Annotated in this window: 8 protein-coding genes and 1 pseudogene; 3 read left to right on the plus strand and 6 right to left on the minus strand. The window is 63.8% G+C overall.

Annotated elements, in window-relative coordinates; genetic code table 11:
* Positions 1-390, plus strand: a pseudogene (locus DM995_RS01220) (TonB-dependent receptor plug domain-containing protein); the annotation flags it as partial.
* A gap of 83 nt (positions 391-473) precedes the next feature.
* Positions 474-878 carry an acyl-CoA thioesterase gene (locus DM995_RS01225; protein ID WP_023838241.1) on the plus strand — a complete coding sequence of 135 codons (405 nt, stop codon included), beginning with the start codon at positions 474-476 and terminating at the stop codon, positions 876-878.
* A gap of 12 nt (positions 879-890) precedes the next feature.
* On the opposite strand, the gene DM995_RS01230 is transcribed toward DM995_RS01225, so the two are convergent.
* The gene (locus DM995_RS01230; RefSeq protein WP_116968232.1) at positions 891-2,045 is read right to left on the minus strand and encodes a DUF3667 domain-containing protein; all 1,155 of its coding nucleotides are present in this window, start codon (positions 2,043-2,045) and stop codon (positions 891-893) included.
* Positions 2,046-2,182: 137 nt separating this feature from the next.
* On the opposite strand from DM995_RS01230, the gene DM995_RS01235 reads away from it, so the two are divergent.
* The gene (locus DM995_RS01235; protein WP_116968233.1) at positions 2,183-3,466 is read left to right on the plus strand and encodes an enoyl-CoA hydratase-related protein; all 1,284 of its coding nucleotides are present in this window, start codon (positions 2,183-2,185) and stop codon (positions 3,464-3,466) included.
* 455 nt (positions 3,467-3,921) lie between these two features.
* On the opposite strand, the gene DM995_RS01240 is transcribed toward DM995_RS01235, so the two are convergent.
* From DM995_RS01240 to DM995_RS01260, 5 genes are all read right to left on the minus strand, one after another.
* The gene (locus DM995_RS01240) at positions 3,922-6,195 is read right to left on the minus strand and encodes an EAL domain-containing protein (protein ID WP_198669215.1); all 2,274 of its coding nucleotides are present in this window, start codon (positions 6,193-6,195) and stop codon (positions 3,922-3,924) included.
* A gap of 372 nt (positions 6,196-6,567) precedes the next feature.
* Entirely contained in the window at positions 6,568-7,464 is an 897-nt protein-coding gene (locus DM995_RS01245) for a cell wall hydrolase (protein WP_232823965.1), read from the minus strand.
* A gap of 165 nt (positions 7,465-7,629) precedes the next feature.
* Positions 7,630-8,625 (minus strand): glycosyltransferase, encoded by a 996-nt coding sequence (locus DM995_RS01250; RefSeq protein WP_232823966.1) that lies wholly within the window; start codon positions 8,623-8,625, stop codon positions 7,630-7,632.
* Positions 8,626-8,703: 78 nt separating this feature from the next.
* Positions 8,704-10,104 carry an MATE family efflux transporter gene (locus DM995_RS01255; protein ID WP_116968235.1) on the minus strand — a complete coding sequence of 467 codons (1,401 nt, stop codon included), beginning with the start codon at positions 10,102-10,104 and terminating at the stop codon, positions 8,704-8,706.
* A 149-nt stretch (positions 10,105-10,253) separates the two neighbouring features.
* On the minus strand, positions 10,254-11,131 hold an 878-nt coding region (locus DM995_RS01260; protein ID WP_157973266.1), incomplete at its 5' end, for a DUF885 domain-containing protein.

Consider the following 11,131-nt stretch of genomic DNA (forward strand, 5'->3'; position numbering starts at 1 on the left):
GACAGCGAGATTACCGATATTTTTGGTGATCGCCGATTCAACGATCAGTCGAAGTTCGTCTACAACTTCGGTGCGATCCAGGACGTGAAGTCAATTGCTGCAGCCTTTGGTGCAACTTATCGCAAGCAGGGCCGCGCCTTTGGTCGCGTCGTCGGCGAGGAGGTAACCACGACCTATGGGGCCGATCTGGAAATCTTCATCGAAAAGCGTTTCGGCAAGAGCTTCACGATCCGCGCCGTCGGCTCGAATCTGCTCAACGGCAAGAAGCGCGAGGTGTTCAACAAGTTCACCACCGTGCAGGACCAGATCGACCGCAGCTTCTACGAATATGAACTCGAAGCTGAAGAGGCTGGTCCCGTTTTCCAGGTGATAGCGCGCTACGCCTTTTGACGAGACGACTGATGCCGGGGGCTCGTCGCAGCCTCCGGCATTTCCGCTTCCGTAAAGCGCCTGCCATCGCTACACTCGCGCGCATGTCTGACACCGCCGCCATCCGCCATGACCATCCCATCAGCGTCGATCCGTCCGAGATCGACTTCATGGGGCATGTCAACAATGCCCATTATCTCAAATGGGTGCAGGATGCGGTCATCGCGCACTGGCAGAATATCGCGCCGCCGCAGGCGGTGGCCGAGCATCTGTGGGTCGCGCTCAAGCACGAGATCACCTATCGCAAGCCTGCCTTTCTCGACGATCAGGTGATCGCATCGGTGATGCTCGAAAAGGTGCACGGCGCGCGCGCCTTCTACGAGACGATCATCCGCCGCGGTGAGGACGTGCTCGCCGAGGTCAAGTCGAGCTGGTGCTGCCTCGATGCCGAAACGCTGCGCCCCGCGCGGCTGGCCGAGGATATCAAGCGGCGCTTTTTCGGCAGCTGACCGCCGGCACCATTACCCGATCAGCCCCAGGTTGATCAGGATCGTCAGGAACAGCAGCACGACGATGCCGGTGCAGCCGAGCAGCAGCGCCAGCCGGAACACGCCGCCGATCCGCGATGTGCCATAGGCATGGCGCAGCTGGCGGTACATGTGGAACGGAGCGTAGAACAGCGCGGCGGTGATCACCAGGCCCGGCATCAGGTTGAACTTGACCGACAATGTCACGACGATGAACAGCAGCGACATGAACGCGATCGAATAGGTGGTGAACACCGCATGGTCGTAGAAATGGTGCCCGCGCTTGCCGATGGTGGCGAGCCAGACGAACGGGATCGATAACGGAATCAGCAGCCAGGCGAACTTGTATCCGTTCGACTGCATCTTGTAGAGCAGCAGCTCGGGGTTCTTCTTGGCCTTGGCTGCGACCTTGTTGATCCAGGCGTCGAACGCGGGGAAGCCGGTGTTGACGTCGGTGTTGAACTCGAAATTTTCGGGAAGCGGGGTGCCGTCTTCCGCCAGCAGCTCGGGATAAAGCGGCTTGCCGCCGGTCGCGAAGCTCAGCCCGTTGGCATCGGATTTGAGATCCCGGATCTGGGCTTCGATCTTGGGGCGGGAAGAGGAATCGGCCGGCAGTTGTTTCAGCTCGGCCTCGCGCTCGGCGATCTTCGCTTCCAGCTTCGCCAGTTCGGCGCGCATCGTGCCGCGCCAGTCGCTGTTGTTGATGTCGACCAGATTGACGCCGTCGGCCGAGGCCGAGCCCGGCTTCTCTCCGGTGAAATTGGGCGATCCGACATAGGAGAAGATCGCGAACATCAGGAAGATCGCGAACAGGAACAGCGCCATCGGGCTGATGAATTTCGCGCGCTCGCCATGGATGTAGCGGCGCGTCAGGTGCCCCGGCTGCCAGGCGAGCAGCGGCAGCGTGTTCCAGAACTTGCCGTCGAAATGCAGCACGCCATGCAGGATGTCGTGCCAGAAGGCCGAGATCGAGCGATGGACATGCGCCGCCTGGCCGCACTGGTGGCAGTGCGGCCCGGTCAGGACGGTGCCGCAATTGAGGCATTTGCCATGACCCTCGGCATGCGCCTCGCCCGCCCCGGGTTCGGCGACGCGCGCCCACATGCCGCCCTCGGCAATCGCGCCCGCCATCTCGAATTCGCCGCTCATCGCCGTTGCTGCCCCGCCGCTCCGTGTGTTGGCGGCCAGTGTACAAGCCGCCTGAAACCGGGCCAAGCAAATTGTCCGGCAGGGAGACCCGCTATTAGCCGTTGCGTGCCCCGATCGGGTGCGGCTAGGGCAGGGGCATGGCCCATTTCGATCCCAAGACCTTTCGCAATGCGCTGGGGCAGTTCGCCACCGGCGTCACCATCGTCACCACGCGCGACGCGGATGGCGCGCCGGTCGGGGTGACAGCGAACAGCTTCAACTCGGTGTCGCTCGATCCGCCGCTCATCCTCTGGTCGCTGGCGCGCTCCGCGCGGTCGATGGTGGCATTCGAACAGGCGGGCTCCTTTGCGGTGCATATTCTCGCGAGCGATCAGGACGAACTGGCCAACCGCTTCGCCTCGCGGATCGAGGACAAGTTTGCCGGGCTGGATATCGGCGCCGAGGGGCCGCCCAACATCCAGGGCTGCTCGGCACGCCTCGTCTGCACGACACGGCACCTTTACGAGGGCGGCGATCACGTCATCATGGTCGGCGAGGTCATCGATTACGAGAGCGATGGCAAGCCGCCGCTGCTGTTCCACGGCGGGGCCTATGCCGACCGGGTTGCGCGCACGACCAGCGAGGTGCCGCCGCCGGTGCTGTATGCGGTCGAGGGCCGGATCGCGACGATCTCGCTCAATCGCCCGGAAACGCGGAATGCCTTGTCCGAAGAGGTGATCGGCGCGCTGGTCGCTGCGCTCGAAGCGGCCGATGCCGATCCCGATATCGACTGCGTCGTGCTCACCGGCGAGGGTCCGGGCTTCTGTTCGGGCGGCAATATCAAGCAGATCAAGGCGCTCACCGCCGAGCAGCACATGAGCCCGATGCAGCTCGAGAACTGGTACAAGACGCAGATCCAGCGCATCCCGCTGACCATGGAGCGGATGTCCGTCCCCGTCATCGCCGCCATTCGCGGCCATGCGATCGGAGCCGGATGCGACCTCGCGTCGATGTGCGATATCCGGATCGCGGCGGAAGACGCGGTGTTTGCCGAAAGCTTCCTGCGCGTCGGCATCATCCCGGGCGATGGCGGCGCTTGGCTGCTGCCGCGCATCATCGGCCATGCCAGGGCGACCCAGATGATGCTCACCGGCGAGTTCATCGATGCCAGCAAGGCCGAGCGTTATGGACTGGTGTCGGAGGTCGTTCCCGGCGAAACGCTGATCGCCCGCGCGATGGAACTGGCGCACATGGTCGCGCAATTCCCGCCCGCCGCGATCCGCAAGACCAAGCGGCTTATCAAGGACGCGCGCGACGTGAGCCTTGCCGAACATCTCGATCAGGCAGCGATCTGGCAGGGGGTGCTGCAGCAGATGGACGATCATCGCGAGGCGATCGACGCCATTCTCGAGAAACGCGCGCCGCGATTTACCGGCGAATAACGCCAAGGATACACTGTTTCCTGGCTCGTCATTGTTCAAACGCGGCCCGCGCGCGTTAACCAATTCGAATCACTATTGCCGCTTGATTGGCCGGACCGCCCGTCCGGGTACCCCAATTCGCCCGCATTTCTCGGCGATCGGGCGCTGTTCAGGGCAGCACAAAGAAAATGGCCCCGGTCTTTCAACCGGGGCCACCTGATTGAAGTTTCGTGAAAAACCTCGAATCAGCTCCAGCCGCCGCCCAGGAGCCAGTCCCAGAATCCGCGCACGGGCTGCTTGGTACGCTTTGCCATTTTTAGCACTCCATTTCGGACGCGAAATACGAAACGCGTCCAAGACAAGGCTAACAGAATGTAAAATGGTCAACAAGCCATTAACCTATGCGATGGCGTACGGACGCAGCAACAGGGCCGCAGGCGAAGGGCGGGTTCGATAGTCCGGGGTAGGATTTGGGGTCAGGCGGCCTTGGCGGGCGAATGGTCGGCGAGATAATCCACCAGCGCCTCGAACGGCATGGGGCGACCGATCAGATAGCCTTGCGCCTTGTCGCAGCCCATCTGGCCGAGCAATTGCAGCGTCTCGTTGTCCTCGACGCCTTCGGCCACCACCTCTTCGCCGAGCGAATGAGCCAGTTCGATCGTCGAATTGACCATGATCCGGTCCGATCGGCTGGTCACCAGCATGCGCACGAAGCTGCGGTAGATCTTGAGCTCGGTGGCGGGGCAGCGCTTGAGATAATCGAGCGTCGAAAAGCCGGTGCCATAATCGTCGATCGAAAGCTGCAGCCCGATGCTGCGCAGGTCGCGCAGCTCCTGCATCGCGGATTCGGCGCTCGACATGGCCGCGGTTTCGGTGATCTCTAGGATCAGCCTTTCAGCCGCCAGGCCGTGGCGGCGCAGCGTCTGCACCACCATCGGCTTGAGGTTTGCGTGGCCGATGAGACGCGGCGACAGGTTCACCGCCATGTCGAACTTGCGCCCACCCTTGTTCAGGCTGGCCGCCACCTGCACCGCGCGGTTGAGCACATGCTCGGTCAGTTTCTCGATGCGGTCATGGCGCTCCGCCGCCGTAATGAACTCTTCGGGATTGATCGGCCCCTTTTCCGGGTGCGTCCAGCGCACCAGCGCCTCGGCCCCGCAGATTTCGCCCGACAGCAGGTCGAGCTTGGGCTGGAAGGCGACCCAGACCTCGCCATTGTCGATCGCGGCATCGAGCTCGCCCAGCATGGTCACGCGCCATTCGGTCGCCTCCAGCTTGGTCGGATCATAGACGCGCCAGTGCTCGCCGGCATTCTGCGCTTCCTGGCAGGCCAACAGCGCACTCGACATGCGGCTCTGGATCGATCGGCCCGGATCGGCATCGACGCCAAAGGCGATTCCCAGATCGATGAGGCGGCCCGACACATTGGCGGGACTGCGGAAGATCGCGCTGAGGCCCGCCAGCTGATCTCCGACATTGCTGACCGATGCGGCGGGGACAAGCCACATGAAGATGCCTTCGTCGCCCTGATAGACCTTGCAGCCGCCATTGCCGAGCGACAGGCGCAGGATGATCTGTTCGACCAGCTCCTTTTCCGCCGCAGCGGGCAACGCAGTGGCCGCCTCGGCATAATTGTGGATTCGCGCGGCGATCAGCCCGTCCTGCGTTTCAGCACCTTCGGATCGCAGCGCGTTGAGATTGGGCTGGCCCGATACCTCGTTGACCATCCCGCGCTCGTCGAACCGCTGGCGGTGCAGCCTCCAGGCGAGGTGCCCCATCGAGCCGAGCATCAGGACCGTGGCCGGCATGATGGCAGTGAACAGACCCGACGATTCGAGGATCAGCGGCAGGCCGATCGATGTTATCGGCAGCAGGACGACCATTCCCAGCACGAGCGAGCGCCGCGACACCCGCATCATCAGGGCGGTCACCGCGAGGGCCAGCGAGAAGGGGATCCACCAGCCATAGGTTTCGGGCTTGCCTGCAAGAAGCGTTTCAGCCCCCAGAGCGGCCACGAAGACACTGGCTGAAGGCCCCTGGCCGGGCACGGAATAGCGGTTGCCGATGCCGGTCGCATTGGTTCCGATGATGACGTCGCGGCCCTTAACCTGCCTGACGATCGCCTCGTTGCGCAGAACCTCGACAGCGCTGATATAGGGTATGGATTTCAGGCGGATCGAATAGTCGATGGGGAATTCTTCCCCGACCGCACCACGCACGCCTGCGAGCTCGGCGCCGATGGATGGTACCACCAGATCCCCGACCTGATTGTAGAACCGGCCGTTCCAGACGATATTGTAGCCGTTGATCCAGACATTGGTGTTGATCAGCCGGACATGCTGCCGCATTTCCGGGGGCGGCAGCAGCATGCTCCGCTTGCCAGTCGCCGAATCCTCGGAGAAATCCGCGGCCATATAGACCTTGCCGGACTTCGATTTGAGGGCATCGACCAGCTGACCGGCAGCGGGATCGCGTGCAAGGCCGTTGATCGGGAAATCGAAGAAGATGCGCCGTGCTCCGGCGGCACCCAAATGATCGACCATCTGGGCATATTCATTGGCGCTCCATGGCCAATTGCCACCTTCCTGCTGGGAGAGATTATCGATGCCCACCACCAGCACCTGACCGCTGGCATTATGCTCGCGCATCTTGTTGCGTGCGATGCGGAAGATGTCGTCCATCGGCTCGCCGAATTCGGCCACCCCGAACAGCAAGGCGGACACGAGCGTCCAGATGAGCAGAATGCGCATCGGGCTGGCCGGTCTCTTGCTGTTACGAGTGGCGACAGACTTCATGTGGTTACTTCCTCGTAAACCGTCATACCCTGCAGCCGGTTAACCAAATGCAAATTTGCCCCGGATCGAAGGTTTCGTTGGCCAACTGTCTTATGGCGGGGCGGCGGATCCGGTTTTGGTCGTCGACAGGCTCTCGATGAGGTCCAAATATCAGAAAATTCGACGGTTTTTTCGCGCCTCCCTGGCTCATGGGGACAAATGGCGAGCAGCGCACCGGGCTGGCGTGTCCCAAATCGGGACGCGCAGGCCTCGGGCAAAGCCGCACTTTGCCGACGATAGGATAGCAGGTGCTAATCCCGCTTTCGCGAAGCTGGTTGCCGAAGATGGTTAATGCCGCAGGCGTCGGGTGGCCTCATAGGCCTTGGCGAGCACCAGCGGGTCGAGCGGATCGACGCCTGTCGCGACCGTGAAGACCGTGCGCGGTTTGGGACCCGGGAAGGGTTCGCCGCCCAGATAGCGGGCATTGAAGGCGAGGCTGCGCCCCGCCGCGCCCTGCCAGCGGTAGAACCGGTGCGCACCGATGGTGCCGATATAGTCGAGGCTGGGCGCCCAATAGGGCGACACCTCGGTCGTGTGATAGTGCGTAGCGGTGCCGACCGGGCGATAGACATAGCCCGCCAGCGCGCGTTCGGCGACGCGGCGCGCGCGCGCCCAGTAGATCGCGCTGGGTGCGCGCGCCATCGCGCCGTCGCAGCTGAAGGTGAACTGGCAACCGGTCGCGCGCTCCGAACCCTGATAGACCACGCCGCACACGGTGTTCGGATAGCTGGGATGCATCACCCGGTTGAGCACCACCTGCGCCACCGCCTGCTGCCCGGCATCAGGCTCCATCGCCGCCTCGTAATAGATCGCCGCGGTCAGGCATTGCAGCGCGCGGGCGTGATCGAGCGGCGACCCTGCGAGCGTGAGGCCGCGCACCATGTCGCTTCCTGTGCTCAGGCCGAGCTCGTTGCTGGTCAGCACCGCGGGAGTGGCGAGCGCGAGCGAGCCCGAATCGTCGAGATAATAGAAGGCGGAGCCCGGAAAATTCTCGCCGGCATGCTCGAAGGCCATGCCCTCCTTCGGCTGGTAGCGCGGCGCACCTTCGGCCTCGTCCGCGCGCTGGGCGCGCACGATCTGCGAGGCCCCGAGCGAGACCACCAGCGCCAGCAGCAGCCACGCTATCCATTCGCGCAGACCCATCGTGCCCTGGGCACGCAAGAGAAAGGCGAAGCGCGAAGACATGGGGAGGGGCGGTATCCTGACTGCAGGGGTAGCGATATGATCGCCGTCACAGCGTCGCGATAGCGCAAAACCCTTACCAAATCAGCGACCAATTTGCGCTGTCTCGCACAGGGACACCGGCGGCGGGCAATGTTAACGTTCTGAAAAGTCGAGGGGTGGGCGCGATCAGTAGCGCATCAGATCGAGCGAGAGGGTCAGCGCCTGCGGGATCATGCCCATTTTCACCATCCGCCCGGCCGTGCGCCAGAAGCCCTGCTTGGTGCCGCCTTCGCGAAGATGCGCCTGCATCAGCTCCAGCCCTCCGCCGTTCATCGCTTCGGGCGAGTATTTGATGCTGTCGATCACCTCGAGCCGCATCCGAGCGCCGACGCCCGAGCTGCCGAGCAGCGCATCGATCTGATCGAGCGAGGGCAGCGCCGCCGCACCCTCGAAGGGGTCGGTACGTCCCGCGCGGCGTTGCTGCGCGGCATAGCGCGCGCAGGCCGCGCCAATCGCCTGGACGAGGATGTGCCTCTCGCTCACCTGATCGGGCGAGCGGCGATAGAGGAACAGCCGGTCGGGCAGGTTGTACAGGTCATGGCTCTCGCTGACGCGCAGCCACAGGTCATAGTCCTCGCAATGGCGGAACGCGGCGCGATAGCCTCCCAGCGCGCGGATGACATCGCGGCGCATCATCACCGAGGGATGGCACATCGCACTCGCGACCATCAGCCGTTCGCGGATGTCGGCCGGATGCTCGGGATGAAAATCGCTGCACGGGAAGAACGCGCCGTCGGCGTCGAGCTCGTCGGTATTGGTGCCCAGCACCGCGATTTCGGGATGCGCCTGCATGAAGGCAAGTTGCACCGCAAACCGTTCGGGCCGCGACACGTCATCGCTGTCCATCCGCGCGACCAGCGGGGCGCGTGCCTCGTCGAGCATGCGGTTGAGGCTGGCGATCAGCCCGCGATTGTCCTGGTGGATCGCGCGGATACGGCTGTCCTGCGCAGCATAGCGGTCGATGATCGATCCCGAGGCATCGCGCGAGCCATCGTTGACGATCAGGAACTCGAACCGCCCTTCGGTCTGCCCGAGAATGCTCTGGATGGCCTCGGCGACATAACGCTCGGCGTTGTACACGCTCATCATGACCGAGATCAGAGGGGTATCGGGAATCGACATGGTCAGGCAGCAAAACCGTGTTCGGGAGACATGGTTGCACGAATAGCCGCAAGCCGGGCTGTCGCCAAACCGGTTAACCTATATTCTTTGAAGCTGGTTGACCCTGTGCCGGGTCAGCCAATAGGCCCCCAGCCCGAACAGCACGCCCCCGACCGCCTGGCCGATCAGCACCCCCGGCGCGCCCGCCAGCTGGCTGCCCAGCATCGCCAGCGGCAGCACGCCCAGCGTGTTTCGGCCCCAGTTGGTCCAGGTCGACCAGGAAGCCCGATCGAGATTGTTGAAGCTGGCATTGGCGATGAACAGCAGCCCGTTGAAGAAGAACAAGGGCACCACCACCCAGGCGAAGGCGTGGATCAGATCCATGCCGCCGGCGGGCAGATCGAACAGCCAGCCGATGGTATCGACCCCCAGGATCAGGACCGGCCAGATCAGCAGCGTGAACCCGGCGGCGAAGATGACGGCGCGGTCGATGGTACCGCGCACCCGGCCGAGCTGCCCTGCGCCGTAATTCTGGCCGATGATCGGGCCGATCGAACCCGAGAGCGAGAACAGCAGGCAGAAGGCGAGCGGGATGATGCGTCCGATCACTGCATAGCTCGCCACCGATGCCTCGCCATAGACCGCGATCAGGCGGAACGCGATGATGCCGCCCACCGGCGTCGCCAGGTTGGTGAGCACCGCCGGCACCATGATCTTGCGGATGTCGGCAAGATTGGCCGCGAAACTCTCGCGCGAGGGCATGGCAAAGCCGCCATAATGGCGCAGGATCGGCACCACCCCGGTGATTGCCATCAGAATGATCGCGATCACGGTCGACCAGGCCGCGCCGACAAATCCCCAATCGAGGCCGAAGATCAGCAGCGGATCGAACACGGCATTGCCGATCGCCATGGCCAAGGTGGTGTTCATCGCGCGCCGCGCATCGCCATAGGCGCGCAGGAAGCCCGAACAGACCATGCCGGTGACCGTGATCGGTCCAAAGGGCGCAACGATGCGGATATAGCTGACCGCCGCGTCCTTGGCGGTGCCGCTGCCGCCCATCAGTTCGACCCATTGCGGCGCGAAGGTCCAGAAGATCGCTGCGATGATGGCCGACAGCACGATACCGAGCAGCAGCACTTCGCCGAGCAGCGCGCGCGTGGTGTCGGCGCGGCCCATGCCGATACGCCGCGCGGCGAGCGCGCTGATCGTGATCATCAGCCCGATATTGAGCGAGGAATTGAGGAACAGCAGCGTGCTGGCAAAGCCGATGCCTGCGGTCAGCGCCGGGTCGCCCAGCTGCGAGATGAAGAAGAGGTTGACGAAATCGACCACGAACAGCGCGAGCAAGCCGACGCTCGAGGTCAGCGTCATCACCGCGACGTGGCGCATCAGGCTGCCGGTCAGGAACTTGGCGCCGCCGGGCCTTCCCCCGGACGCAGCGGGCACCGCAGCCGCGCGCACGCCGGTCTCTTCCGATCCGGCATCGGTGGGGGTCATCTCTAGAGGTGCGGTGGCGGGGTCAGAAATGGCGGCGTGTCCGTCTTCTCGCGCGGCAAACAGGACCGCTCGGTGCCGCCCATATAGGGCATAAGCGCGCCAGCAAAAGCAGGTTTCTGTTCGAAACCCGCTTTTGCTCCGCCGCGCGGTCAGCTCTGACTGCGTTTGATCCAGTCATCGACCCGGCGTTCGAGGATCGACAGCGGCTGCGAACCCGATGCGATCAGCAGGTCGTGAAAGCCCTTGATATCGAACTTGGGACCCAGCGCCTTTTCGGCCTTCTGGCGCAGCTCGACGATCTTGAGCATGCCCATCTTGTAGCCGGTGGCCTGGCCGGGCAGCGTGATATAGCGCCGGATTTCGGAGCGCGAGCGCTCGATCGGCTGGCGGCCGGTGGTGTTCATGTATTCGACCGCCTGGTCCTCGGTCCATCCCTTGGCGTGCAGCCCGGTATCGACCACGAGCCGCGCCGCGCGGAACAGCTCGGCATCGAGCCGCATGAAATCGGCAGCAATATCGGGGAAGGCGTTCATTTCCTTGCACAGCGATTCGGCATAGAGCGCCCAGCCTTCGCCGAACGCGACATAGCCGGTGACCGCGCGGAACTGCGGTCCGCTCTTCTGCCGGACCTGGATGTCGCCCTGCATGTTGTGCCCCGGCACCGCCTCGTGGCACATCAAGGTGTACTTGGCCGCCGGATCGGGCACGGTGCCGACCAGATGCACATAGGTGCGCGCGGGGCGCGCGCCATCGGGGCTGGGGGCGGAGGCATGGGCCGCACCGCCCGCGACTTCCGAAAAGGCGGGTTCGCGGACCACCTCGATGCCATAGGCGGGCAGCGTGTTGAAATAGGGGCCGAGCAGGCTGCGCGTGCGCTTTACGAACGCATTGGCGCTGTCGAGATATTCCTTGCGCGCGGCGTCGTCGAACTGGCGCGGCGGGTTGAGGCGCGCGCGCTCGGCATAATAGGCGCTGCGGTCCTTGAACCCGGCCTGTCTGGCCAGCGCATCCTGTTCCGCCTCGATCC

This window comes from Blastomonas sp. UPD001, assembly GCF_003426715.1.
GTDB lineage: Bacteria > Pseudomonadota > Alphaproteobacteria > Sphingomonadales > Sphingomonadaceae > Blastomonas.

Bases quoted from the DNA above. Each gene is read 5' to 3' on its own strand.
- DM995_RS01240 (WP_198669215.1), bottom strand. From the start codon at position 6,195: ATGCGCATTCTGCTCATCTGGACGCTCGTGTCCGCCTTGCTGTTCGGG.
- DM995_RS01235 (WP_116968233.1), top strand. From the start codon at position 2,183: ATGGCCCATTTCGATCCCAAGACCTTTCGCAATGCGCTGGGGCAGTTC.
- DM995_RS01225 (WP_023838241.1), top strand. From the start codon at position 474: ATGTCTGACACCGCCGCCATCCGCCATGACCATCCCATCAGCGTCGAT.
- DM995_RS01230 (WP_116968232.1), bottom strand. From the start codon at position 2,045: ATGAGCGGCGAATTCGAGATGGCGGGCGCGATTGCCGAGGGCGGCATG.
- DM995_RS01255 (WP_116968235.1), bottom strand. From the start codon at position 10,104: ATGACCCCCACCGATGCCGGATCGGAAGAGACCGGCGTGCGCGCGGCT.
- DM995_RS01245 (WP_232823965.1), bottom strand. From the start codon at position 7,464: ATGTCTTCGCGCTTCGCCTTTCTCTTGCGTGCCCAGGGCACGATGGGT.
- DM995_RS01250 (WP_232823966.1), bottom strand. From the start codon at position 8,625: ATGTCGATTCCCGATACCCCTCTGATCTCGGTCATGATGAGCGTGTAC.